The 26,471-nt window shown below is 56.6% G+C and carries 20 protein-coding genes and 1 pseudogene; 8 read left to right on the top strand and 13 right to left on the bottom strand.

Features of this window, described 5'->3' with window-relative positions; genetic code table 11:
- Nucleotides 1–38 precede the first annotated feature (38 nt).
- The 3 genes from F4X57_11695 to F4X57_11685 all read left to right on the top strand — a co-directional run bounded on the left by F4X57_11695 (nucleotide 39) and on the right by F4X57_11685 (nucleotide 3,803).
- Nucleotides 39–1,520 carry a hypothetical protein gene (locus tag F4X57_11695; GenBank protein MYC07812.1) on the top strand — a complete coding sequence of 494 codons (1,482 nt, stop codon included), beginning with the start codon at nucleotides 39–41 and terminating at the stop codon, nucleotides 1,518–1,520.
- Between the two features lie 73 nt (nucleotides 1,521–1,593).
- Complete coding sequence (locus F4X57_11690; protein ID MYC07811.1) at nucleotides 1,594–2,334, top strand: response regulator transcription factor; 741 nt, start codon at nucleotides 1,594–1,596, stop codon at nucleotides 2,332–2,334.
- Nucleotides 2,334–3,803, top strand: a complete 1,470-nt coding sequence (locus F4X57_11685; GenBank protein MYC07810.1) for a HAMP domain-containing histidine kinase — start codon at nucleotides 2,334–2,336, stop codon at nucleotides 3,801–3,803. Before F4X57_11690 ends, F4X57_11685 begins: the two co-directional genes overlap by 1 nt.
- 538 nt (nucleotides 3,804–4,341) lie before the next feature.
- Here the strand turns inward: F4X57_11685 and F4X57_11680 are convergent.
- A complete protein-coding gene (locus F4X57_11680) occupies nucleotides 4,342–5,904 on the bottom strand; it encodes a pentapeptide repeat-containing protein (protein ID MYC07809.1) in 1,563 nt (520 codons plus the stop codon).
- A gap of 279 nt (nucleotides 5,905–6,183) precedes the next feature.
- Between F4X57_11680 and F4X57_11675 the strand changes: the two genes are divergently transcribed.
- Both F4X57_11675 and F4X57_11670 read left to right on the top strand, forming a co-directional pair.
- The gene (locus F4X57_11675) at nucleotides 6,184–6,480 is read left to right on the top strand and encodes a type II toxin-antitoxin system RelE/ParE family toxin (protein ID MYC07808.1); all 297 of its coding nucleotides are present in this window, start codon (nucleotides 6,184–6,186) and stop codon (nucleotides 6,478–6,480) included.
- Entirely contained in the window at nucleotides 6,480–6,851 is a 372-nt protein-coding gene (locus F4X57_11670) for a putative addiction module antidote protein (GenBank protein MYC07807.1), read from the top strand. The genes F4X57_11675 and F4X57_11670 overlap by 1 nt, the downstream gene beginning before the upstream one ends.
- 342 nt (nucleotides 6,852–7,193) lie before the next feature.
- On the opposite strand, the gene F4X57_11665 is transcribed toward F4X57_11670, so the two are convergent.
- The 10 genes and pseudogenes from F4X57_11665 to F4X57_11620 form a co-directional block, all read right to left on the bottom strand.
- Nucleotides 7,194–9,335: an AAA family ATPase gene (locus tag F4X57_11665; GenBank protein MYC07806.1), complete on the bottom strand. Its 2,142-nt coding sequence runs from the start codon at nucleotides 9,333–9,335 to the stop codon at nucleotides 7,194–7,196.
- Complete coding sequence (locus F4X57_11660) at nucleotides 9,316–9,936, bottom strand: hypothetical protein (GenBank protein ID MYC07805.1); 621 nt, start codon at nucleotides 9,934–9,936, stop codon at nucleotides 9,316–9,318. The genes F4X57_11665 and F4X57_11660 overlap by 20 nt, the downstream gene beginning before the upstream one ends.
- A complete protein-coding gene (locus F4X57_11655; protein ID MYC07804.1) occupies nucleotides 9,933–11,117 on the bottom strand; it encodes a hypothetical protein in 1,185 nt (394 codons plus the stop codon). The genes F4X57_11660 and F4X57_11655 overlap by 4 nt, the downstream gene beginning before the upstream one ends.
- Before the next feature lie 252 nt (nucleotides 11,118–11,369).
- The gene (locus F4X57_11650) at nucleotides 11,370–12,383 is read right to left on the bottom strand and encodes an MBL fold metallo-hydrolase (protein MYC07803.1); all 1,014 of its coding nucleotides are present in this window, start codon (nucleotides 12,381–12,383) and stop codon (nucleotides 11,370–11,372) included.
- Nucleotides 12,364–13,065, bottom strand: coding sequence for a hypothetical protein (locus F4X57_11645; protein MYC07802.1), 702 nt, complete (start codon nucleotides 13,063–13,065; stop codon nucleotides 12,364–12,366). Before F4X57_11645 ends, F4X57_11650 begins: the two co-directional genes overlap by 20 nt.
- Nucleotides 13,062–15,116: a GHKL domain-containing protein gene (locus tag F4X57_11640; protein MYC07801.1), complete on the bottom strand. Its 2,055-nt coding sequence runs from the start codon at nucleotides 15,114–15,116 to the stop codon at nucleotides 13,062–13,064. The genes F4X57_11645 and F4X57_11640 overlap by 4 nt, the downstream gene beginning before the upstream one ends.
- 4 nt (nucleotides 15,117–15,120) lie before the next feature.
- A complete protein-coding gene (locus F4X57_11635) occupies nucleotides 15,121–16,650 on the bottom strand; it encodes an N-6 DNA methylase (protein MYC07800.1) in 1,530 nt (509 codons plus the stop codon).
- A 3-nt stretch (nucleotides 16,651–16,653) separates the two neighbouring features.
- Nucleotides 16,654–16,881 carry a helix-turn-helix domain-containing protein gene (locus tag F4X57_11630; protein ID MYC07799.1) on the bottom strand — a complete coding sequence of 76 codons (228 nt, stop codon included), beginning with the start codon at nucleotides 16,879–16,881 and terminating at the stop codon, nucleotides 16,654–16,656.
- Between the two features lie 181 nt (nucleotides 16,882–17,062).
- Nucleotides 17,063–18,118: a hypothetical protein gene (locus F4X57_11625; protein ID MYC07798.1), complete on the bottom strand. Its 1,056-nt coding sequence runs from the start codon at nucleotides 18,116–18,118 to the stop codon at nucleotides 17,063–17,065.
- A gap of 174 nt (nucleotides 18,119–18,292) precedes the next feature.
- Nucleotides 18,293–19,774: pseudogene (locus F4X57_11620) on the bottom strand (transposase family protein).
- Nucleotides 19,775–20,385: 611 nt separating this feature from the next.
- Between F4X57_11620 and F4X57_11615 the strand changes: the two are divergent.
- From F4X57_11615 to F4X57_11605, 3 genes are all read left to right on the top strand, one after another.
- Complete coding sequence (locus F4X57_11615; protein MYC07797.1) at nucleotides 20,386–20,796, top strand: nuclease; 411 nt, start codon at nucleotides 20,386–20,388, stop codon at nucleotides 20,794–20,796.
- The gene (locus tag F4X57_11610) at nucleotides 20,793–21,275 is read left to right on the top strand and encodes a hypothetical protein (GenBank protein ID MYC07796.1); all 483 of its coding nucleotides are present in this window, start codon (nucleotides 20,793–20,795) and stop codon (nucleotides 21,273–21,275) included. The genes F4X57_11615 and F4X57_11610 overlap by 4 nt, the downstream gene beginning before the upstream one ends.
- A 96-nt stretch (nucleotides 21,276–21,371) precedes the next feature.
- Nucleotides 21,372–21,761: a hypothetical protein gene (locus tag F4X57_11605; GenBank protein MYC07795.1), complete on the top strand. Its 390-nt coding sequence runs from the start codon at nucleotides 21,372–21,374 to the stop codon at nucleotides 21,759–21,761.
- 760 nt (nucleotides 21,762–22,521) lie between these two features.
- Here the strand turns inward: F4X57_11605 and F4X57_11600 are convergent.
- Entirely contained in the window at nucleotides 22,522–23,460 is a 939-nt protein-coding gene (locus F4X57_11600; GenBank protein MYC07794.1) for a hypothetical protein, read from the bottom strand.
- A 252-nt stretch (nucleotides 23,461–23,712) separates the two neighbouring features.
- Nucleotides 23,713–26,073, bottom strand: a complete 2,361-nt coding sequence (locus tag F4X57_11595; GenBank protein MYC07793.1) for a response regulator — start codon at nucleotides 26,071–26,073, stop codon at nucleotides 23,713–23,715.
- Nucleotides 26,074–26,471 lie beyond the last annotated feature (398 nt).

Below are 26,471 nucleotides of genomic sequence, written 5' to 3'. Positions count from 1 at the left end.
GTGCATCGGGAATACATTCACACGGAAGGAGTGAAGAAATGAAGATAAGGATTAACAAGCTGATGTCGAAGTCTCTCCTGGTTGGGCCGGTCCTGGGAGCGATACTCGGAGTAGGAATACTGACCGCCTGCACGAATGACGGGATCATGGAAAGCAGGGACTCCGGCGGAGTCACGGTGAGCCGGGAAATCTCAGAGCGGGGAAGCGAAAGTGGCGGCGAGAGTGGTCGCGAGTCGGTCGCCTCCAGCAGTGCTGCATCCGGGGGCGAAGAGGGCAGCGGTGCTACGCTGGCGCTTGATGCGACCTTCGACGCCACCCGTGGCGGCGCGCGGCTGGTACTGAACTACGACGCAACGGGCAACGCCTTCACCGGCACTGTGGAGAACACGACCAGCAACGCGCTGAGTAACGTCAGGATAGAGGTGCACCTGTCCAACGGGACCGAACTCGGGCCCACTACACCCGTGGACATGGCGCCGGGCGAGGTGCTGGCCGTCAACCTGCCTTCGACTCAGGCATCGTTCACAGGCTGGGTAGCGCACGCGGAGGTGGGCAGCGGAGCCGAGTCAGGCGGTGAGCATGCATCAGGCAGCGACAGTGAAAGCGGAAGCGAGTCTGCTAATGAGGGCAGCGGTGAGTCCGGTGGCGAAGGTGGTGAGAGCGGCCCCGATGGTACCGAGGGCCCTGAGAGCGGGAGTGAAGCCGCCAGGGAAGCAGCTATGTCCAGCCCTATCACGCCTCTTGACCAGTCTTGGAACGGAGTGCTCGGCGGTCTGGCTATCTCGGCAGAGTACGACGATGCAACCCAGTCAGTGAACGCATCGGTGCAAAACACGTCCTCACAGCAACTGTGCTTTGTGCAGGCAGAGCCTCACCTGAAGTCGGGAACGCAGACGGTGGGGGAGCTTGGGCCGCAGAAGCTGGGAGATCTGAATCCGGGACAGACCGTGATGTCCAGCCTGTCGGTCATCGATGAGCCTAGCCTCGCGGGAGTTGCTTACGACGGGTATGTGGTTCACATGGAAGTATTCGACTGCGGCGGCACCGGCCCTGTGGCTCACACAGTAGCGGAAGGCAGCGGCGAGCATGGAGGCAGTGGCGGCGAGGGGCACGGTCCCGGCGGTGAGTCCGGAGCGTCCGGCAGCGAAGAGGGCAGCGGCGCGACCCTGGCGCTGGATGAAACATTCGATGAGACTCGCGGCGGCGCTCGGCTGGTGATGAGCTATGACGCTCCCAGCAACTCCTTCAACGGCACCGTGGAGAACACGACCAATAACACACTGAGCAATGTCAGGATCGAAGTACACCTGTCGAATGGGACCGAGCTAGGACCTACGACACCTGTGGACATGGCTTCGGGCGAGATATATGCGGTCAACATGCCTGCTACACAGGAAGCGTTCAGCGGCTGGATAGCGCATGCCGAGGTTGGCGGCGGTGACGGCGGCGGCGAGCATGGCAGTGGCGGTGAGTCCGGCGGTGAGCACGGCGGACGTGGGGAGAGGCGCGGAGGCGGCTGAAGCCAGCCGGAGCCGAATATGGCCGATCCTGAGACATGGCTCCGTATGAGATAATTCGTCAACTAGCTCCGATATGAGTAGGAGGTGCCTGGATGAGGCACCTCCTACTGGGACACCTTCCTTTAGAGGCATGGCAATGAGCGAATCGATATTGATAGTCGAAGACGACACTAGGATCGCCAACTGGGTAAAGGTGTACTTCGAGCGTGAGGGATTTTCCGCAGAGGTCGCTCACGACGGTGAGGTCGGTCTGACTCTTGCACGGCATCTGGACCCGGACCTGATAATACTAGACCTGACGCTTCCGCGCCTCGACGGCGTGGAACTGTGCAGAATATTGCGCCGGGAGTCGGATGTTCCCATCATCATGTTGACGGCAAGGGAGGCCTACGCCGAGCGGGTCATCGGGTTGGATAGCGGGTCCGACGATTACGTCGTCAAGCCCTTTGATCCGAATGAGCTCATCGCCCGTGCGCAGGCTGTGCTTCGCCGCGTCAAGGGCAAGGTACAGCAGATCCTGACCCGCGGCAACATCACATTGAACGAGACCACCGGGATGGTGACCGTCAATGGAGAAGCCGTTGACTTGAGCCAGGCACAGATCGCTTTGCTATCGACGTTCATGCGCCATCCCAATCAGGTCCTCACCCGCGATCAACTGATTTCACTGACCTTCAACGAAGATTTCGACGGATTTGACCGCGCCATTGATAGCCAGGTCGCGCGCCTGCGAAGGCAGATAGGTAGGGAGGGAATGCAACCTATTCAGACCGTCTATGGAGCTGGATACAGGTTCGTAGAGGAGGGCGAGTGATGTCTCTTCGCTGGCGAATCATGGGACCGATGGTCCTTGTCATCGTCCTTACCGTCTTGATCAGCGCCGGCGTGGGCTACTACGCTACCCAATCCCGCCTCGGTATATTCGTGGACGAGATAGGCGGTGACGAGGCGAACCGGTTGGCTCAAAGTCTGAGCAGGGAATACACCGCAACCGGTGACTGGGGGACGGTGGGCAGACCGCTTTCCGAAGCCGGATACCTCTATGAAGGTGTTGTGCGGAGGGAAAGTTCGGAAGGAAGAGAGGAAGGCCACAACGAACTCCTGCACGAGGACCGGATACGAGTCGTCATTGTGGACGCGGATGGACGCGTGGTGAGGGACAACCTGTCCGAGCTATCTCCTGGGACCTACGCATCCGATCTGGACGGGCATCGGGAGGCTGTGTTTGATACAGCCGCAAATCAGCCTGTAGGCCATGTCTATGTGGATGTGAACAGTGAGCTCCTGTCGGCTGAATCGAAAGGATTTCTTAACACGTTCCTGTACGTAATAGTCATCGGCGGGGCACTAACCATTGGAATTGCAGTACTCCTTGCCGCCTGGCTTTCCAAGCGTATAGCAGCCCCTGTGACGGCTCTGACGGAGGCGACCCAAGCAACTGCTCAAGGGAATACTGCCCAATTGCCGGTCACAACCTCGGATGAACTGGGTCGAATGAGTGCTGCCTTCAATCGGATGACCTCGGCCCTGAATACCCAACGCAACCTCCGCAGGCGGCTGATTAACGATGTATCCCATGAGCTGAACACGCCACTGACCGTCATTCAACTGGAGGCTAGAGGGTTGCGCGACGGGCTTCAAACACCGGAGAACGCGTCCGACAACATCATTCGGGAGGTGGATAGACTGCGAGGTCTCACAACTGACCTTGACTGGCTTGCGGAGACTGACAGCGGCGAACTGAAGCTCGCTCTCGAAGCGAGTTCGATCTACGACTTGCTCGCCGCAGAAGTGGACCGCTGGCAGGCGCCATCTCAGGCCCGACAGGTTGAGCTGTCGATGAGCGTAGCCGTCGGCCTGCCAGATATAGATCTCGATCGGATGCGAATGAGCCAGGCGTTGGGTAACGTCGTGAGCAATGCGATCCGCTGTACCGAGCCCGGAGGGACCGTCGCGCTTCGGGCGAACCTGGGAAAAGATGATGTGTTGACCATCGCGGTCATTGATAACGGGATCGGGATAGACGCCGCTGACCTTCCCCACATTTTCGACCGCTTTTATCGTACTGACCGAGCCCGCGATCGTGGGATTGGCGGCACGGGGCTAGGACTAGCCATAGCCCGGGGCATAGTCGAAGCGCACGGGGGATCAATAGCGGTGTCAAGCGATGGGCCCGAACGGGGAACTACTGTGACTATTCGCATCCCGGTCTTTAGAATCTATCCGTCTATCCTAACCTGCGCTGAGGCTCAACGAGCTTGGGGAAGTCAAACTGCTCGTTGATCTGGATGAGGAGATGATTGGGGTCGATAAAGTCGCTGAGACGCTTGGTGGTGAACTGGAACAGTGCGGATTCTCTGCTGTAGAGATCTAGTGGATCGGGCATCGTGAAGACAAGCGCCTGAATGACTTGCTCGAATTCGTTAGGCTTGGATAAGAAATGAACGCGTAGAAGACCGCCGTCACCACGGAGCCCGGAAGCGGAAATACGCGGACGTTAACGATTTCGCTGCTTGCCCAACCCATAGTCAGCGTATTTCACATATCCTGCCTGCAAGTTGTTATTTGGTGGGCTAAGGCGTACTGAATTGCGAACTTTTAGTTGGGAGGTCAGCCTTTAGGCATCGTGCCCTTGTCTCAAGGGAGACTGACGCCCCCGTGCAATCAAATCTCTCCACGATACACAGTATCGGTTCACTTGGATTCCCCGCGGCTAATCTACGGCACGCCATCTCGATAGGCCGGTCATTGCAGTCGCTAAGCACAGGACGCGAGGACAGATCTCCGCCTTTGGCTGCCATTAGGTGCAAGGGCGGCCACTTCAGTATTCTATTCCCATCCCCTCCGATGGATCCCACACCAAAGGTGTTCCGGATTCAGCATCGAGAACTACACCTCCAAGGACTGGGGAGTTGCCCTTCTTGGCACGGGCATGCCAGAACCTATGGACGGCTATACCGACCGCAGGAGATGTGAAACGTCGACTACTATAGTCTTCATCAGGATAGCGAAGAGCCGTGACACAGAACCAAGCCCTCGATACGTCGGCGCCATCAAACCAGGTATCTGAAAGATTCGCCCTCGCCAATATGGTCTTGTACAGCCTCGCTCCTGACAACCCAACGTGCGACCTGTTCGAACCTCTAGCATTGGCTCCGGACAAGTCTGCACCACGGAAATCAACCCGCGTGAAGTTTACACTTCGAAGGTTGGAACCTCTCAGGTCCGCTCCCTGAAAGTTCACCTCGAAACCCTTCTCTCTTTCCAGAGCGACCAGTCTGTCGTCCCTCAACCGCATCAAATCCATCACCGCCTGCACATCCCCGCGTAATCGGCTGCCACCAACGTGGCGTGTCAACTCCCGGTCAGATAGAACAGGCAGTTGTTGGTCAGCAGGCGGATTGCGTACAAATGCACACAGCAGATGCATACAGGAAACGTAGTATTGCTCCGGATGTTCCTGAATCAACGCCTGAAGCGCGTAAACGCCGCCCAGCCGAACGGAAAGGTTGTCATGCCCGAGCATCTCGGCTGCCTTCTGGTAGCGTTCGTTCAACAAGCCTTGCTGGGCGATGGCAGCTTGATGTTGCGCTGACGATGCCTGCTTATCGGCTGCCACCGCGCGCCATATCGCCAGTGGGATGGCCACCGAGCCGGCAATGACCAGTCCGATGTTCCGTATCGTTGCGCTTCCGGACTCGTCCTTGACTAGCCAGTCCCAAAGCGTGACCACGAGAATGACTTCAATGATCACTACGATGGTTGAAACAGTGGCCCAGAACCCACGCGACTCTGGCATGCGGAATATTGAGCGTAGGTTACACATTCGTTCAAAGAAGGTTATTCGGTCAGGTGTCCCGCTAGGTTCCCCACCGTTCCTACCTCCGAGTTCGGTATCGTCAATTGGCTTGGACACGGCAGCTCGTGTGATTCTCCTACCTATGTATCTGAAGAACGAAGTCACCATAGACCTGAATCCTATGAAGATGAACATTGCGAAACCGCCAATGGAGAAGACCGGTGACCACCACTGGCCCTGGGGAAGCTCCAAGAATGAAGGCAGCCAGCTTAGGGCGAAGGAACCCGCTACAATAGGGAGCATGAACCACGAAGCCCAGCGGGCTACACTAAGTCCCGAACGTTGGAGGGGCGTTATCATTGACGCTGCAGCCAGATACAGCGATAAGGCGAACAAGCCAGCCGTGAGGGTCAAGAGCACTAACCCCCAGTAATCTGCCACCGTGAACACGAGCAGATTGATAGTGCGTCGTGAACCTTCCCACCTTTCCCACGACTGGCCCATGAGAAGCGAACCAATAAAGGCAGCGGCGGCGAAGTTGGCAAGCCTATCTTCCCTCATTTCCATCAGCTCTGAACTGTTCATGCCCGCCTCCTAGCTGGGTACGGTAAGTAGGTTCCCCAATCAACAACGATAGGCTCGTCGAGTGCGGAAGAGATCCTGCATTATCTTGAGAGATGAATCCGTCACCGCGCCCGGTGGAAACCATCGTCTTCGAGATGTGGCTCGGCAGCCTGTCGACGCACCGCGGCCTCTCGATTCCAGTAGCGCAAAGGGACAGCATGGGGAACGCTTGCCGCCACCCATGCCTCCATCACACTCAACCTCCTTCACATATTGTACGATATATCGTACAATGCAGCCATGTACACGATCCTGCGAAGCGCGACTTTCGACCGGTGTCTGCGCCGACTGTGGGAACGTCGGGCGGTGCATCGCATAGTCGCCAGATTGCTTGCAGCCGAAGGCGGACATCTCGAAGACGTGAGGTCTGTTGGCGACGGCGTGTCCGAGATGAGAATTCAGTATGGACCTGGATACCGTATCTACTTCATAACGCGAGGCTCCAAGCTGATCGTTCTGCTATGTGGCGGCGACAAGGACAGCCAGCGGCGGGACATCGCGCGGGCCAAGAGAATGGCGGCAGAATGGAGGAGCTAATGTCTGAGGAGTACCGAAAGTTCGACGCAGCAGACTACATAAATGCCGAGGAGGATGCCCGAGGGCTTCTCAGGGCGGCTATGGATGAGGACGCTGGGGACGGAGCCGTGCTTCGCGCCACCCTCAAGCACGTCGCTCGGACGCATAACATCAGCGCTCTCGCCTGCGAAACCGGGCTAAACCGGGGCAACCTCTACGAGGCGCTGTCCGAAGACGGCAACCCCACCTTGGCAACATTGATGAAGGTCACCCGGGCCCTGGGGCTGAGACTGCGTCTTGAGCCCGTCGAGGGTCTCACGCAGGGCGCACAACCGGCTGAACGCCGGCATCTTCCGGCTGGTTCGAAGGCTAACGCTCAACGCCGCTTCTGAGTCTACACCTTCGCCTCCTGTGATAACAGGAAGGTGAGAGGTGTCAGGGATGGACTATAAGCCGAAGTGGCAATTGAGTACTTCCCGACCCTCCAAGCTTGACAACAGACAGTTTTTCCATGCGCGGTCGACCCTGACAAAGCTCGGCATGGTTTCTAGGTGCGCTGTGATTACACAGGCAGCACGCGCAACTTGCTCTCCGCCTTGGAGTGCAGCCTACTGTTTTCGGCAGTTAAACTGGAGCTCATGCCCTTACCGACAGACCAGAAGGGCCGCACTGCAGTGGAGATTATAGTCACGGCTTCGTGCCCCGCAAGTCAACTCCAAGCACGAGGAGACAAGCTAAGCCACTGCAATGCGGATAGGGAGCAGATCTGGCACGATGTCGCGCTGGGAAATCCCTGCCCCTTCGCTGCTCCAGCCACTTAGCTCCACGAGTATTGTTCTTTGGTTATCAGAAACTGGCCTTAGTTTGCGTTCTAGCAGCGAGGCGAAGCGGCTGTCATGCGTCGACACCATCAATTGGCGCCGTTCGCGCATTCGTTTGAGTAGGTCTATCAGTCCTAGGAGATTCAGATCATCCAGGCTTTGCAGCGGATCATCGAGGATAGCCACACTTAACGGTAGTGTTGGTATACCTAGGTTCAACGCAAGGAATACTGACACTGCCAGCACGTTCATTTGCGAACTTGACAAGAACGCTCCTGGGGCTTCACTCCGACGATCGTGCAGGGGATCCTCGACCTCTGCCAGCACGCGTCCGCTTCCTCGGTACATGCGAGACAGAAGTTTCACAATTCGAAATTCAGGGTGTGGATCAGCCGCTGCATAGATTCGTCGCAGGAGAGGCTCCAATCTCTCCAGTTCACTTTCGACGAGGTCAGATGATGCACCCCGTAGGCCATCGATCATCTTCGACACCAGTTCACCTGTTGCCTGACGCATCTTGATCTCGTCCTGGAAGTTCGATAGCTCGCTCCTTAGTCGCTGAACCTCGAGATCAAGTTCCGTCTGCCGCGCAAGTTGTCCCGTTCGTGCTAGGGAAAGGGCAAGTGATTCTCCACGTGATGCAACCTCAACAAGCGCCCCAAGTTTCCTCGCATTCTCTTCTATTGCGAACTCAATCGCACCCGTAACACTGCCATCGTCTTGGGTGCTGATTCCAAGTTCGACGAGGCCAGCGAGAACCCGCTCTTGGCCATCAACCCGCATACTCTCTTGGTGCTGGGCAACTTGTAGGGCCATCGACGCAGAAGAAGCCCTCTCTTCCATCGCGTGAAGATGCTTCATCAATGCAATGAGGCCCAGATCGTTGGCAAGCGTAGTTGTGGCTTGAACCCCTTCCCGAAGCCTAGAGAGTCGCTCACGAGTCGAATCAAGGTCATATGTCTGCTGGCAAACAGGACAATGCTGTCCCAAATGGCGAAGTGCGATTTCGGCAAGAACTCGTAGATCCTCCTGTTGTGAGCGAGCCTCAATCTGTTGCCGGCGGACTTCGGCAGCTTCTTGCTCTGCTTCGGCTAACGTCTTCCGAGCAGCTTCCACGGCTTCAGTCGCTTCTTCGGATTCCTTAAATAGCGCATCTAGGTTCTCTACTGCCGGTGGCAGGTCCTGCTGCATCAGCGCCAAGTTCCGGAGGTGTTCTCCACGCCGCTCTGACGAAAGGCGCAGAGCACGCAACTCAGCCATCGCCGCGTCGATAACTCTAGGGGCGTCTGAAACACCGACTCTCGGAATCTCCACTGATGAGACACCCAGATTTCTAGCTTGGGCCCACCAGGCATTCCACTCGGCTGCGGAAGAGGGCTTTATTGACCTCGCTCCTGCCAAATCCTGCAATTGTCTTTCAAGTCTCTCTAGCCGTTCCTCCCTATCCCGCATTTCCGAAGTACGCTGAGTAGTCGTTCGAGTCCAGGACCTCCTAGACCTCTCAAGAGCTTCCTGAAACTCGGTGGTTCGCCCAGCACCAACTAGCTCACCAATCGCCCTGAATCTATCCTGGTCTGTATCAGCAGTCAGGAAACCCGTAAGGACGTCTTGCTGTAGATATACACCGCGTTCAAAAGCCGACTTTAACGCAGGTTCAGACTCGCTTGCCGCCAACCCATCTGGCCAAAGACACCTAAGCAATTCGTACTGCGCGTCCCCGCCTCTAAATGTCTGACCACCCGTATTGACGAGCAATCCCACTTTCTCGCCGTCAGAGTGGCGAGTTACTTCCAAGACCTGATCATCCTCAGATACTAGCGTCACGTTGACACGCGCCTCGCCTGATGACGAATACAGCGAAACGACCGAGTCTGGTCGGCCAAGCCGGGAGATTTCACCGGTAATTGCCCAGTGGATCGCATCGAACAGTGATGTCTTTCCTTGTCCATTTACTCCAACAACAAGCACGATGTCTCCGTCAAGATCAATCTGATGGCTACCACTGAAGGCTCGGAATCCACTGATTTCTACGGACCTAATCCTCACGATTGGCACCCTCTCTCTTTTCTACAAACCCATGGATTGCTTCAATGATCGGCCGCTGCTCAAGAAAAGCTGCGATGGCAATTCTCGAAGCCTCATGGTCAACACCATGGCGAGCAAGCAAAGTTGGGAGGGAGTGAAGTACGTTGCTCGGACGCGACGCTTCTTGAACGTCAAGCGGTAGCAGAGGGAGCAATGTGCGACGAACAGCATCTATTGTTTCTAGTTCGTCACCTGCAGCGAAGAGCTTCCGGACGTGTACCGTGTTTCTTTGTATCTCGATAGCTTCCTGGTGGTCGACCGCCGGTACAACGCTAGGGGTAAGGAGTACAAGGTATCCATCCCACGCCTTGGCTTCGTTCCTCGCGAAGTGCCTTGAGATCAGATCAACCAGGTTCGCTTGATCATCAGCCCAGAGGGACGAGAGATCTCTCCAAGTTTCATAGACTGAGACGCAAACGACGCTGTAGGCGTCCTCGAACACTCTCGCCTCAGTTGCCCTCCACACTCCTGTCGAGACTGGATCAACAGCTCTAAAGCCAGAATCCTCGAGAATTCTGGCCGCGGCAGCGATGAGCGTCGTGATTGTGAACGGAGTATCGCTTGTACTCAACGGACAACCTCGTAGGCAAGTTCGGGATTGGCTCGGAGTTCGGCAAGGCTAAAGGTCCTGAGATGATCACTTCCAGTGACAAGATCGTACGGGTCTGTATCTGCGACGATATCGCTAGGTGCGGCTATACTGGCACTGGAGTCTACGCCTCCGACCAAAGCCACAGCCGACGTGATACCTCGGTGCCGCAAGGCTTGCTGACGCTTCTTTAGCTCTGTCTCCATCCGGGCATCTGTCATCCAACCACCTCCAGAGCAAACTATCACCCGTGTTATGTGGGTGTCTTGGGAAAACTCGACTACGCCCTCTTCACCGAAGGTGGCTTGATGGCCGCTTATCCTCTCCACCGCCCGGACACCCAGTACGAGACTCCCGAAGAGGCGGAGAGGTGTGCCCGACTCTTGCGGAAGATATGAGCTACCCTCCGCCAACCACGCAGCCCGCAGCTTACCGAGTCTAAGGATTCCTAGTTCCGCAAGGCGACGACAGAGTTCGGTGACGTCCTCATTCTTCTGGCCGAGCTGTTTGGTCAGCTCATCGCACTCATGTTGTATGGACGCCCTATGCTCCTCGACCAATCGCTGGGCCAACGCCTCCATGAAGTCACCCCACCCTATGCAAACATAGTCCTTTGACGGAGTATTGAGCTCCGTGGCAACAACAGAATCTCCATGTGCAATGGGATCCACGACGTAGACGTTCGCCTGCTTGTCAATGGCGGCCAGTATACGGCGGGTTGTATCAATGAGAACACTGGCCGGACTTCCAATCCCAACGAATACGGTGACGGGCCCAGAAAGTACTCTTTGTGCGATGACCTGTTCCCAGCGCTCTTTCCATGCCTTCTCCAAATCTTTCGCGCGGAGGATTAAGCTGTCCTCGTCGCTGTCAATGTCACGGTGGAGGTAGATGAGGTTGTGTGTGCCAAGATGAATGTAGTCCTCTGGCCTCCGGACTGTCGACACTCGCGAGCCGACTCCAAGGCGACCCAAGGCAGTACGAGCTGCTGAGTCGAAGTTCAGTGTCAGCACGTCAGCCAGGGCACCCTCACGGAGCAAAGCCGCCATAATTAGGTAGCCTTCGTTGGGTTCAGCGTGCCTGAATTCGTCTGGAGGGAACCGTTCTATGAGGTCATGCTGACTTCCGGTTTTGCAGACAACGGCCTCCGCAACCGCAGACAAATCACGCCTATCACCGACTTCACCCTCCGATAGAATGCCATCGAGAATCAGTTTTCGATGGCATTCTTCCGAAAGGTCGCCTGACAGTGGTAGAGACGTGGGTTCTTCATTCGAGCATCCCGCTCCGAGCACCAGTACAACACGTCCACCTCCGGGAGAAGAAATCGCCTGGAGTAGGCCGGGTGGAAGGCTAGGAGTATTATTCTCTGGTTTACTATTCATATGCTATTAGGCGACACATTGCACAAGACCTTAAAGGGATGAGCTCCGCCAAGCTCTCTTACATAGGGCAGATGGGGCGTTAGCAGCAATAAAATCTTGATGGCCCTGTAGATCATTCAAATATCGGATGCTACTAGGTTCAAGGACCATGCGAATTGAACCTGCGCAGCAGGAATGACTTACGCGCCCTCTTGCTGCAATTGATTCCAAATGAGTTGGGTCAGTAGAAGGAACACTCGCAGAACAATGTGCCGACAACTGGGTACAAGCAATGGTAACCCCAGGCAGTACGCGCCTGATCCCCGCGACGATTTCGGGACGTGGTGTCTGATACTTACCGCGGCCAATCGAGAACACGATCAAGCTTGGTTGCACAACTTGGCCCAGTAAGCTAGCGAATTCCACAGGGTTTGCGCGAGATGGCAGTCCACCGTGATGAGGAAAGACCAACACCTCTGATCGCGGCGACGGAAAAGTCTCCAGTAAGTTCTCCAGACCTACCGCGTCTAAGTCGCCCGTCAGCAGAAGCCGAGGTACCGACTGATAACTGACGCGCGAGACAGCGGACATAGAATTGGAGGTCAATTTACGCCCCTTCAGATCAGTTCCACCAGGGCCTGCCATTGCCACAGCTGGCTGGGGGTAAAGAATTTCGATCTGAACGTCTCCCCGTGTAAATTGCTGGGTGCTGCTCGTAGTAAGTTCGACGCTTACACTAATAGACGCCCTTGCTGTGGCGTCTGCAATCGCGTACCGGAGGTCCTCCCATATGTCGGAGTTCTTGGTTGCGTCTGAATTCAAGTAGACATGCCGGACCTGTACAGTCGCTGCCGATAGAAGCGCCAAGAGTCCCGATATGTGGTCAGCATCCGCATGAGAGATTATGACCGCATCAATCTGGGTAATCGCGCATTCTTGCAGGAATTCCAGCAGTGTCGCTCCTAAACCCGCATCGAAGATCACGATTCCGAGTGCGTCTTGAAGTACCACGCACTGTCCGTGTCCTACATCCAGGATTGTCAGGTTAGGAGAGAATTGTTCCATTCTGTGGCTCAATGGCGGGTTCAAAGTCCTCTAGATATAAGTCGCCAGCATCCTCAGCGCCGATATTGACGCTCGCAAAAAAGCGAAGTTCAAGCCGATCACTTCGTCCGGCCGGCAATGAGTTCCTGTGATGACCAAGAAGTTCGGCTGGAAATCTCACTGCTTCATCTGGGCGCCAGCCAGGTATGATGGCATCGAGTACATCTTCGCCACCCTCAATATCCTTTGCGACCACCCGAACTAGGGACCGCCAACCCTTTCTCTGCGGCAAACGCCTGCCGCCGATCTCATCTGAGCAAACCCTGATTGCATCGGCAAGTTGGTCTGGTCCGACTTCGTCCCGCGCAAGCAATATGGGGATCCTGCTTCTATATTTTCGGATCGATACGTTCTGGTCGATCTTGAAGTATTGGCTAATCAGCACCGCTGGAAATGCCGTGGAATACAACTGGGCGACAAGTTCTGCCCCGCTGAATGACGCGAGGCCTCGGGGACTCAGGCGATGATCACATATGGCTGCCGTAGCGACGCTCTTGATTCGAGCAACAGCTCCATCAACGCTTTCAAGCGGATGTTCTACTTCAATGGCCTCAAACCCAGCATCTTCTAGTAGAACACTCAATGTCGCGGCGGCAGTAGGGTCGTCATCAACTAGGGCAACCCTCGTTTGCTCCGCATTCATCCTTCAACTCCCATTAACGGTAGAGTCACAACGATCTCGGCACCCCCCAGCTCCCCATTGGCTATTGCGTGAACGTCTCCGCCAAGATCAGTGACAGCATCCCTGACTATGGTCAGTCCCAGACCCGTGCCTCCGGGTATGCTCGTACGACCTGGGAGCCAGATTTCTTCAATTGGCAGCTCTATGATCCCTGGTCCGTTGTCCTTAACTGAGATGAGCAGTGAGGATTCGCTCACTTGAGTCGCAACCAGAATCTCGCGCTCCAGTTGAGCTTGCTGCTGTTGGCTAAAGGCGTTGACCGCGTTAGTGATTAGATTGCTAAGGATGGATTCAAGTGCAGCTACGCTACCCCAGACTCTTGGCCGACCTTCATCGAGCCGTGCCTTACAAGAGATCTTGGAGTCTTCCAGAAAGGGTTGAAACAGCTCTATGATGTCGAGTGCCACGGAATTGATGTCGACCTCACCAAAGCGTCGCTTCTCCCGCCGGAGCATTGCTAACGGAAAAGAAGCATAGCTCTCCAGAGCCCTTGCTGACTTTAGGACTATTGAGACGGGTGTTTCCAACACGTTGTGATAGGCTGGTCCCAGTTCTCTCTTGCCCCTGCGACCTATGCTATGCGCCATGCTTTTGATTTGCCCGACTGGCTTGGCAGCCTCGTGCGCGAACACGGCAATTGTTGTGCCCAGACTGGCCAGCGTTCGATAAAGCTGAAGGTCCTCCCGCAGAATTGCCTCCTGCCTTTGTCTAACGGTCTCCAAACTCTGCACGGCCTGCGATACACGTGAACGTTGCTCGGGTGGCAGGACATCTACCTCCTTGCGTAGTCTGTTGCGGGCCCGCGTTATGCCAGATGAGGTACTCGCTTTGCTCTTTCGTTTCTTGGTCTCTCGTTCATCAAGCCTCTGACGGGCCATCCATTCCAGTGAGTCGATCGCGAAGCGGCGCATCTCACTAAAGGCTGAACTCTCCAGAAACCCTGTTCGGTCAGTCTTCTCCGTGAGGATCTGATCCGGGTCAGGGACGATGACTCGACCAATCGACGTATTAGTTGAAGGTCGCAGCTCCGGATTTCTGGTTCTGAGCAAATTCATGTCGAGCCAATCGTGCCCCGAATCTCCGTACGGATGAACTCGCAATCCTCGGTGGTAGAGGTGGACACCACCTATAACTTCAAGCCAGTTCCTCACCTCCGTAACTGTCGCGCGGCGATTTGTGAAGCTAGCCCCATCGAGCAGGAAAGCCCACAGTTCGAATTCGGACGCCACCGTAGAGTATGTAGTCTTGGACAGGTCAGCATTTTGTCCTGACCACCGAAGTGCCTTGGTTCTGGGATCGTACACATCGACGTGCGACCGTCCCTGCTTGTCGAGCTCTGCATGCATGTAGTACACCGCGTCATCGAAGTATGCGTTCCGCACTCGCTGCTCCAGATCGTAGAACTCAGGAGATATCAATACAGGGTGAAATCCCTGGCTATCGTCAAATGGGTCGGCCAATAGCAGCAGCGCTCTGGCAAGCCGTTCGACTTCGCGGCGCCCAAACGTCACGGATAGATCCGTAACCTCGATGGAGGTGCCTGGAGGTTTCTTAGTCGATCCCTCGATGACCTCTAAGGCTACATCTTCCACTACACTTATCGCTTCAAACTTAGACCAGTCTATTTCCAGCGTGTATTCAGTCAAAGGCTTCGAAGCCGGTCGAGTACTCAGCGTTACGCGGCGGCCCATCCGTAGCGCAGCCAACCTGCCCAGCCCCTTTTCGCCGACAGGCCTCCTGCCCAGTGCCGTTAGGCTACGGCCCGGTTTGTTTGATCGTCCGAGGATGAGCCAGCCTGACCGGATGGCGTCGTAGTCCATTCCCAATCCGTCATCCTCAATCCGGAGGGTGCCTCCCAACTTGTCCACGCCTACGAGTTCGACTCGACAACTTACGGCGTCGGCATCGTAGGAGTTTCGGACCAATTCGACGATTCCTTGTTCGATTTGAGGAACAAGCTCTTCGCCAAGGCGACGCAAAATGTCGGGAGAGAATCGTAGGTGCTCGCTCATCATCTCAGTCGGCCTGCCAAGGTAGGTCGTTTAGGGCACTAACAGTTAGATGCCGGCATCTAATCCGATGGTCAAGCCACCTATCTGTCGCGTCACTTCGTAGCAGATCCAAAATCTGTAGACAGGTGTCAAGGGTGGCATCCTTGGGTTTAACGACCATAAGGTGGTTCTCCACAGCAACGGGTCTGTCTCCGAGTATCACTGTGCCGATCGCACGGCCAGAATCGCCTGGACGCGAAGTGCGGCGCACGACCACGAACGGTGGGGCGAAGACCGTCCCGTTGAAGCGCTTCTTGGGAAGGTCAACAACTTTGACCGTCCCCCATTTTGCTAAACCCAAGGCATGCAGGTACGGATGCCAACGGCCTCGATTGCTGTGACGATGAGGCACCAAAGACCCGACGGAGACCTTTGCGACTGTACTCAATGTAGCCGTAACCTCCGTTTCTTTGGGTCCAGTCCAGGCAGCCATTGAGGTTTCGAAGCTGCCACTGCGGATCAAGGCCTCAAATAAGAACACGTCCACATCCGCCCAAGGGTCAAATGTCCCCCAAATCGAGACGCGCCTGACAGTAGCCTGTTGGCTAATGTTTTCGCGCCATCTTCCATACCGAGTTCCCGACCTCAGTACGTCCGGCAGTATCGCCACTACATTGGTCTCATCCTTACACGCAACAAATACGTGATTCAGAAACACGGCTGCCGCCGACACCTGACCACTGGACCACTCTACGTCCTGGGGCGTCTGGATGAGGTTAAACGGGGGGTTGAGTACGACATGCGTAGCTTGTGCCAAGTCCTTCGGAATCGCCAAACCGTCTCCGACCCTGATCCCGGGAAACCAAGATTCGGATTCTGCAAGCCCTTGCGTTGCATTCCATCGACCACGGAGAGCGGCAGCCAGTACTAACCTCGCTCGGGTGGCACGAATAAACTCCGGATATAGGTCGAGGCCATACAGCTGTTGGCCCCAAGATTCGAGCGTATCAACCAGGCTAGCCGCTATGGGCAAATGACGTGAGCATGCCAGCAGCAAGTCGCCGGACCCGCAAGCTGGATCGAGAATCCTAGAATCTTCGTTTATGGGCTTCGCAAGGGTACTGACAAGTTCATCCGACAAATCGGAGCTGCTGAAGAAGGCCCCAGTCGATTTGCGCGTGACAAGATCGACAGCTTTTCGGAGTGCTTCCCCTGGTCCACCGTTTAGAACAGGAGTCGCTTCGGCAGTTAGGTCACCTAAGCCTGCAGACACCACTGTCCTTGCCAGCCGCTCAATCGACCCAACGTAGTTGGAGAACGGCTGCATTACTGATACGTCATGGGAAGGAGGTCCCTTAACTACTCGCCCCTCCTGACTCTCTGCACCGCTGTGCTGCCTTCCTTGTGCGCCTTGACGAATCGCCTCAGAAACGACCACAGTGTCATGGTCACCGCGCTCGTCGTCAGTGATAGAGAGATCCGCGAAGACAAGGGGAGCCGAAGCCGCCTTTGCCGCCGGTGAGGAGGGTTGCCGCAGAGTATCGATGCGTTCCATGCTCTAACGTTTCCGTCTTGTCAAATCGCCTAAGTCTGCGTTGTTGGGAACTTCCGCCTCTCCTGACTTTACCCATGCGTCAACCTCGGACAATTGAAACTTCCAGAAGCGACCAACTCGGTGAGCCGGCAATCCTCTGGAGTCGATCCAACGGTACACAGTGTCGCGGGCTACACCCAGATGCCGGGCAACTTCAGTGACAGAAATCCAACGAGTATCCCTTGCTTCCATAAGCAATTCCAGCCTGGTACCCTGCTATGCAGCTCATTCTCAGTATATATCGGCTAATGTATACCAACGTCGTACAATACGTCAATCCGTGGCTCCAAGGTAACCAGACTGCATTGAGTCCATCAGACACACTCACCCACTTAGGCTATTCCGAAGTCGCATCAAGAGCCCGTGCCTATGCTCAGACTCGGCTCAGGTGTCCGTTTCCTACGGGCATGCCTGCTCCCTGGACTCCCACCTCAGCCTCCCCCGCGCCTATGTTTAGTCCTTCTGCTATCCGCTTGCCTTGTGTTTGTTGAGGTTCTATCTCCAGAAGCCGACATTCCATCCAGGGCCGTTGGATGTATTCGCAGTACTGACGCGCGCTGGAGGAGACGCAGTCCGGCCATGCGCACTTCGTCTTTCCTTCGGCGGTCGTCTTGAAGCGGATGCACAGCAGCTCTACATCCACGTCTCCGAACATCTTGATCAGATAGAACTCCTCCGGATGGTGATAAAGGTATACCTTATGGTACTCCATAAGGCTGGTGACTTGAGAGAGCCATTCTGGAACCGCGTCTATGAAGTAACGGTAATCGGTCTCTCTACCCAGAGGGTTCTCGGCGTGGAGAATGTTGCCCAGCCGCCCGTACACCTCTGTCAACTTGTCTTCACTCAGGAAACCCTCTTGCCGATCCCTCGGTTCGGCTCCACGTAGTCCTGCCTCCAAGTCTACGGCCCTCGGATAGAAATTGGGATGGAGGCGCTTAAGTTCTCTCAGTTTCTTGCTTATGTCCTGCGAGCTCTTGAGCTCCTTCTGCGATCTCTGCCAGACGTCCTTATTTGACACCAAGGAACTGAACACGATCAGTTCCAGTAGCATCCGGAGCTGGAGACAGATTGATTCCACGCGAGTCTGAATCGTGATTCCAGGAAGCTCCATCAGCTGGTTGATCGATTCAATCCTGTCCTTGACCTCCTCCATGAGGTCGCAGTACTGGGCTATGTCAAGGCTTTCCGCCTGCTTGATCTCCCACTCACAGCTCAGGCAGACTATCTTCCATCCCCACTCCACAGGGTTAGACCCTTGAAGTTCCAAGAATGAGTCTCCACACTGTGGGCACTCAGTGTATTCCGACCCGTCCACACCCTTGACTGGCCCGTCAGGATTGAGGTCGAGGCTCATCGATGGGTTGGAGAAGATGGGTATCTCTCCGCAATTCGGGCATGGCTCACTCGGCTCGATGCCGTACATCATGTACGCAAGAGCCGCTTCCTGATGACCATGAGGGCACTCGCTGGTCAACGACAATTATTCTGGCCGCTCCTGTTGCCTCATTGGATTATGTTACCAAGACTTTCGCAGCTTCTAATTGACGCCCACGGGTCTGATGTTCCTTTGGTCAGCCTCAATCATTTCACTCCGTTCACCAGAAGCATACACCAGCTCTCGCGCCATAACCCTACGCCACTGTCGTACTCGGCGTTGCAGCGTTCGGAGGTGACTCCTGCTGAAGCGCTCAGGATGACGGCGTATCAACCGATCCAGCAACTCCCTGGCCGTGGCGTCCGGCTTGCACTGAAGCCAGTCCAGTATCTCGCACCACACTCCTTCGAACGGGTCAGCGCGTGTCCGCCACGTGTGAGGCTTTCTCGCCTTCTGCGCGTCTGACTCGTGCGTCGCACGAACTTCGCCCTGTTTCCACAGGTCGGGCAGCCTGCCGAGGAACTTCTCCAGACTCTCGCTGGTCGATGCACTCACAGGGGCAGAGTCCTTGATCGAAGCAAGCGCCGATTGCGCCTCCCGTATCGTGTGCAGCAGCGACACGGGGTCAAGCTCTACTCGACTGTTCCTCAGTCTCTGCTTCGTCTCCTCGCTTACGTCGGCACGTCTGAGCAGACGGTCGCAGGGAGTAGCAGGTTTCTCGTACCTCTTCCTGGCTGTGCCGCCGTTACGACTCTTGTCCAGTAGCTTGAATGAGGGCTGGAAGTGGTTCACGTACAGACGCATAGCGCCGTACAGGTGGGCCAGAGCCTGACCGGCTATCGGTCCCGAGTAGCGATTGTGACCGGCGAAGCGCCGTATTACGGATCCGTTCTTCTGCTCTATCCAGGCTTGGTCGTTACTGCGATGCGCACGCGAGCGTGTGAACTCTATGTCCCGCTCCTGGCAGTAGCTCAGCAGAGTCTCGTTGATGAACACGCTGTCGTTGTCGGAGTCAATGCCGCGGATCGGGACGGGGAACAGCCGCGCGATGGCTTCCAGCCCTTCGACCACCAGCGACTGCTCACGCGCCAGCAGTGGGATCGCTTCTGTCCAGCCCGAGCAGACGTCGGTCACCACGAGACTGCTGATGAACGAACCCGCTACGGACTCTCCGCAGTGAGCCACCAAGTCTATCTCCAGGTATCCAGGTTCGGGTTCATTCCAATCGGAGAAGGTGCGCACCGGGATGCGACTTCCCATCTTCCTCTTCTGTCTTCGCTTCCTTCGACTGCCAGCCTGCTCCCTGATGGGCTTGAGCAGTCTGTCTATGGTCGAAGCGCTGGCAGCGAACAGTCGCTGCCGCACGTCAGAGTCCAGGTCGAGATGCCCGTGTCTCTCAAGTGATTCCACCATACTCGGCAGTGCGGCCTTCAGCCTCTTCCCGCATATCCTGTCCGATGCCTCCCACACCACGGTCAGCGCCTCCTTCACCGCCTCGCCGTATATCTTCCGCCCCCTGGGAACTGCCCTAGTCGATGCATCTTCACCTTGCCCAAGTAGTCTGACCGCGTGCTTTCGGTGACATCCCGTCATGGCTACGAACTCATCCAGCATCCGACTCTTATCCTTCTTCGATGCCTCTCCGTACCGGCTGCGAATTGCTCCGAGCACTTCGGTCCTCGTCGCCAGGCTAATCTCTCCAGCCACCTCTTGCCTCCTCGATTTGGGTAACACCCATTGTGAGGCAATGACCTTATTTCGGTAACATCAACGTGAGGCAATAGCTCGGAGTTCGGTAACCTTTTTGTTGAGGCAACGCGAGCGGCCATTATAAATGTCGTTGTTCACTCGCCCATTGGATCGTCCGAGGATTCCGCCTCCCTTTCCTCAGCAAACATTCCTATGGCCTCTCCGCAGGTCCTCATGCCCAAGCACAGTTGGATGTTCTCGATAGTCTTTCGGGTGAGGCGAAACGCCCTTCGAGTATGGCCTCCCTCATCGTTTCCGACCTCAAGGGTAATTACCTCCCCTAATCTGGGCCTTTCAGTCCCTCGGTTAGCTATCGACCAGCAGACCTGTCCATAGAGAACGCCTTCTCCAGCCCTCAGGAGGTATTCCAAAGGCTGGGGTTCCCTCGCTCTGCCCTTACGCTTGTTTTTCTTGGACATATCACACCTGTAAAGCGGGAGAAACTAAGGGAGCACACATATCCGATCATGTTACAATAGCTCCTTAGCTTGAATCGAGCCGGATGGAGCCACCGCTGGCTATCTTTGTGCATTGCGTGGACTCTTGAGTAATCAGAGGAGTTTGCAAGAGTGCCGAGCCTCAAGACCTATGATCTGTTCATCAGTCATGCTTGGACGTACGACGACGACTATTACAGGCTGGTCCAATTCTTGGATGACGCCAATTGGTTCAAATATCGAAACTACAGCGTCCCCCAGCACGACCCACTGGATGCAAACAATGCCTCTCGACTTATGGCGGCGCTCGACCGACAGATTCGGCCGGTCAATGTAGTCCTTATCATCTCAGGGATGTATGTGACCTACAGGGATTGGATTCAATACGAGATCGAAGTGGCCCAGAGCTATAACAAGCCGGTAGTCGGGATTAGGCCCTGGGGCTCGCAGCGTGTTCCCGTCGCAGTTCAGTCGGCCGCGACAGAAATGGTTGGATGGAACACAAGCTCAATTGTCGGGGCGATTCGGAGGAACTCCATTTGAAACCCAACGAGTACGGTGAGAACTACTCAGCCCATCTCCTTGAGCAGTACAAGCTCTACGTCGAAATGGCTGATCGCATAAGCCAGCGCAGAGATCAATCGAACCGCTTTTATGCGAGTCTGCTGGCTGGCATGATCGCCCTCTTGGTTATCCTGGCGAGGCTCAACATTTCTAATGACGTTTGGGCCGTGGTGTTCTTAGTGGGCGGTCTGTTTGGGTCCTTCTTATCGGTTGTGTGGCTGGTGAACATCAGGTCATATCGCTCACTGAACACGGCGAAGTTTACGGTCATCAATAAATTAGAAAAGAGTTTGCCGGCCCAGGGATATTCAGATGAATGGAATCTGTTGCGGCCGCCGGACGACTCACCCAAGTACTTTCAGCTGACGAGGGTGGAGCAGTTTATACCCGTGATAATGTTCCTCCTGTTCTTTGGACTGGTGATATATTCGGTAGCGCAATTGATCTTCGACCACTGACTTGGCAAGTCGTTCATATCCGATCCAAGTCACAAAGCGGCCCGTCCTATCCTGACCGGTGGGCCTGAATTGAACCAACAGATACAGGAGACTCGGTTGGATACCAAGAGCGTGTTCATCAGCTTTGACTACGATAACGATCAAGACCTGCGAGGCAATCTGGTCGCCCAGGCCAAGAATCCCGAGTCCCCGTTCAGCATCACTGATTGGTCGGTAAAGGAGCCGATTTCAGAAAACTGGCGGAGGAATGTCCGCGACCTCATCCGCAGGGCCGACCTAACCATTGTGATTTGCGGTGAACATACGCACCAAGCGGCGGGTGTTGCGGCCGAGGTCACTATCGTGCAGGAAGAAGGTAAGTCGTACTTCCTGCTGAAGGGCCGCAGGAGAAAAACTTGCACAAGACCTAGGTCGGCCCGCCGTCGAGACAAGATCCATAATTGGACATGGCCGAATCTGAAGAAGCTCATTGCTGGAACAGGGTGATGTGTTGGGGTCGTGCAGACTAACGTCCGACCGGTTCATCCTGCGCTCTCCAACGCATCAGTGCCCGTACTGAATCTGTTCAGTCTCTCCACTGACGGCTGTCCTTGAGTCGGAGGTATCCGGGTAGCGAGACGGATCAAATCGGAGGAGCCGCGTCTAGGTCGTGAGGTGTTCAATGTGAAGTCGTCGGGCCATCGAGTCCGCTCACTCCGACCCTGCCTCACTCCGGTGACGCCCCCTCTACCCCGCCGGCATCCAGTAGCCTACCCCGGGGTTGGGTGAAAACGTAGGTGGGGTGGTCGGCGTTGTCGCCCAGCTTGCGGCACAACCTGACCACAACGGTGCGCATGAGGTATAAACGCCGACGCACATGCGCTCCAACTCCCCCGGGTTCGTTCATTCGGTCCTTTCCACAAATCGCATCAACACCTCTGAGGGAAACACAGAGGATTCCGCTCCATGACGGTCAATCATTTCGCGGATTTCTAACAGCCTTGACCGGTCCAGCACTTCCGCCGTCATATACAGACCGATGCTGTAGTTGCACACCAATCCGGCCAGTAGCACATATAGCTTGAGTTGAGAGTTCATGTTGAACCGTAGTCTTTGGTGCTGGGCCAACTGTCTGCGTTTATAAGTCGTTGAGTCGAAGACGTACCCCGTAGTTTGTGCAGCCTTACTCTCTACCTCAGTGCCAGCTGAGGCGGTGAGAGATACGGAGATGCTTCGTAGCATCTGACTTTGCATCACTCTGCATGCCTCAAAAGTAAGAGAAACTGCTGCTCCATTCGTTCCACTCTCCGCGTATCTGTGGGGGCAGCGGACCTCCTTCTACCCGGCGACGGACAGGATCGCTGTATATTGAACTTGGCCAGCTGCGCTTATACGCCGTTCCTCCTCCGAATAAGCTAACCCGGGAATAATAATCTGCCAACGAGCGTAGGGAAGAAATCTCCCACGCGAGCCGTGAAGACAAATAGGCGATCAAACTTCCTATGGGTCTGTTACGCTGAGCACTGGACAGTGCGTAAAGACTTTCTGCTGTTTCTGCCATCCCAAATTTAGTGGTGATATACGATGGCAGATTGTATGTGTATTTCCAACTTGCCCACATACCCAAATCTGCCACGCATAGTAAGTCTAAGCAATCTCGCGGGTGGTTAACGAACTGGCGATCCGCCTCCAAAAGCCTGGTGGTAACATTTTCTTCGGGTCGTGAGTTATCCTGTACCCAGTTGTGCGAATGAGCCAAAAGGCCATAGATGATGGGAGCGTGCAGTTCGGCGTAGGGACTTCCATCACGTTTTTGGCTTAGTCGCTTGATCTTAACGGATGTCTCGATTGCCTCTGTGATGTGGCGGCCCCGCAGGGTAGTTTTGCATTCGAAGGCGGCCGCTACCCCGTCAGACAGGTAGAGCTTCCTTCTGAGCATCCCTTTGGGATATATATCCTTCAACACCAGCACGTCCACTTGAGGGCTGACGGTACCGTCGGGTCCGATTATTCGGCCTTTCGTGACGACTTGTAGCGTGGGCGGTAGCCATTCGGATAACAACTCAGCCCAATCAGTTTCACCTTGGTCTCCAGCTGTGCCGGGGTCTTCCTTCGACCGTTTTCTGATCTGGTCGTAGTGCATGGCCATGTCAACTTGAAGCTGTTGCATCCATTCATGTAAGTCATGGGGGATCCTGTCAGTCATTTTGATGCTCCTAGCCTGGATGCCTGACAATATTCAGTCCGTCGTTGATTTGCCAGACATTCGGTGTCCTCGTCTCTAACCATACGAGGACTACATTACACAGCTTTCACCTCTGCAAGTAGGTACCGTCTTTTGCGTGGAGACGATTACATAACTGCAGCACTTCCTATTCGTATATGGGAGAGGGAGTTTAGCAATTCTCTTCCGGGACTTCAGGCCGTCACCCCTGGCCTGTGCCCCTGCCCCAGCACCCTACTCCTCCCCCGCCGGCACCCAGTAGCCCACCCGAGGCTCGGTGAAGACGTAGGTGGGGCGGTCGGCGTCGTCGCCCAGCTGACGGCGCAGCCTGCTCACAAGGGTGCGCATGGGCCGCACGTCGCTGCCGTCCTTCCTGTCCCAGACCCGCACCAGAAGATGCTCGTAGGTCACCACTCGACCGGCGTTTGCCGCAAGCTCGGCCAGCAGCCGGTACTCCATGGCCATAAGGGGCAACGGGCGTCCCCCCAGGGTTGCCCGGCGCTGGGCGAAGTCCACGGTCAGATCGCCATATACATAGGGTTCCAACACATGACGCCGGCGCAGGGCAGCACGAATACGCGCCGCAAGCTCCGTAGCAGAGAATGGCTTGACCACGTAGTCCACGGCCCCATGGTCGAAGGCCCGGGCGATGAGCTCCTCCCGCCCGTAGGCGGAGATGAAGATGACCGGCACGTCCGCCTTTTCAAAGATAGCCTCCATCAACTCCACGCCGTCGGCGTCTGGCAGCATAAGGTCCAGCAGTGCCAGCTGGGGGCGCTCCTGCTCCATGAGGCGCAAGGCCTCCTCCGGGTCCCCGGTCACCACCGGCTGGTAGCCAGCCGAGGCCACTGCGTCGCGGATGTACCGGAGATCGTTGGGGTCGTCGTCCACCGCCAGCACCCGCACCGGTTCTTCCGTTTCCCCTCTCTCGCGCCGCAACGAGCGGGTCAATGCCGGAGCCGCATCGCCGCTGCCGGTCTCCCCGACAGTGGGCATGGTAAAGGTGAACCGCGCGCCCAGACCAAGGCCGTCGCTCTCGGCGCGGATACGGCCCCCGTGAGCCTCCACGATCCCCTTGCAGATTGCCAGACCCAGGCCGTTGTCGCCGCCAAGCTCCTCCGGCCCGCCGCCGGAGAACTTGCGGAACAGGTATGGCAGCCGCTCCGCCGGAATGCCCCTCCCCTCGTCGGACACCACCACCGCTACATGCACGTCCCGGCGTGAGGCGCTCACCCGGATGACCGAGCCCGGCGGGGAGTGGCGGGCAGCATTGGTCAGCAGGTTGACCAGAACCTGCACGATGCGCCGCCGGTCCGCCAGCACCAGCGGCAGGTCCGGCTCGACATCGATCTCCAGGGGATTCCCTCCCCCTCCGCTGCTGAAGACGCTCCGAGCACGGTCCACCAGCGCCGCGACCTCGGCGGGTTCGGGGCTGACAGGCAGCGTGCCGGTCTCGATGCGGGCCACGTCCAGCAGGTCGGAGACCATCTCGTTCATGTGGTCGGCCTGGTCGCCCATGATCCGGACGAACTGGCGCACCACCGCCGGGTCGAGGTCGGCCACCGAATCCAGAATCGTGGTTGCCGATCCCTTGATGGAGGTCAGTGGAATTCTCAGCTCGTGGCTCACCATAGCAAGGAAGTCGGCGCGCAGCCGCTCCACCTCCTCCAGGGGCGTCATGTCCTGCATGGTGACGACCACCGATTCGACCGTCCCATCCTTTCCCAGGATGGGAGTCGAGTTGACGATGGCACTCACGCTCCGACCGTCCGGGACGCTGATGACCATCTCCTCGACCCGCACCGTCTCCCCGGCGCTCAGCAGCAGGGCCATGGGGAACTCCCGCAGGGAGACCTCCCGCCCGTCGGCCCTGCGGCAGGTCACCACCTCCAGCAGGTCCTCCGGCGACTGGCCGGGGTCGCACAGCCCCTCGACGATCCTGCGGACTTCCCTATTGAAGGACACAGGCGCCCCGGTCTTGGCGTCGAAGACCACGACGCCCACAGGTGAGGTGTCTATCAGCGTCTCCAGGTCGGCCCGTGTGCGCTGTTCCTCCCTGTGGCGGCGGGCGTTGGCGATGGCAAGCGCGGCCTGGGAGGCGAAGAGAACCAGCGTGTCCTCGTCCTCCTGGCTGAACGCCTCTTCCCCCTGCTTGTCCGACAGGTACAGGTTGCCGACCCGTGCGCTCTCGTAACTGATGGGCGCGCTGAGGAAGCTGCCCAGCGGCTCCAGGGGCGGGCCGATTTGCGGCAGCCCCAAGGCCTCGGTGTAGGCGGAGAAGTCGGCCACCCGCAAGGGGTCAGGCAGGCCGCTCAGGTAGGCGAACAGCTCCAGTCCTCCGGGAAGCTCCTCGAACCCCCGGTGGGCCTCCTCGGTCAGGCCCGACGAGATGAAGTCCTCAAGCTGCCCTGCGTCGTCCAGGACGGTGAGGCCGCCTCGGCTTGCCCCGGTCAGCAGGCGAGCCCCGTCCACCACCCGCTGAAGGACGGCGTCCAGGTCCAGGTCCTCTGTGATGCGCAGGCTGGCCTGGCTCAGGCGGGAGAGGCGCTCCCGCAGGGCTGCTATCTCAGGGTCTCCCCGTTCCGCTGGGTTCATTCGGTCACCTCCGTAAGGGCGGGCAGCCTCGTTCGGCCCGCGAAATACTGAGCCGATAAGGGCAATTATGCCGGAATTCCCAACTTGTTACAAGATGTAATGGAGATCGGACAAGATGTGACCCACATGTTGCATGCAAGTTGCTATAGTTGCCTCTGCCTCTTCCGATAGTGGAGGAGAACACGTGATATTCAACCGTGCCTGAGACGACGGCAGGCGCGCAGCGATACAGCCTGCGAAAGGAAACATAGTCAAAATGCTCAACGCATCGCTCTTGAATCTGCTTGGCGCGAAGGCCCGGCAGTTCAGCAACCTGCCATTCCGCCCATTTCACTCCCTGAAGCTCGGGGGGGGGCAAACTCATGAAATGGCCCCTGCTGGCTCTCTCGGTCGTCCTC

The sequence above is a fragment of the Chloroflexota bacterium genome, assembly GCA_009840355.1.
Classification (GTDB): domain Bacteria; phylum Chloroflexota; class Dehalococcoidia; order Lucifugimonadales; family JADFKI01; genus Bin90.
The sequence above is the reverse complement of the archived record's forward strand: the minus strand, read 5'-3'. Positions and strand labels throughout refer to the sequence as shown.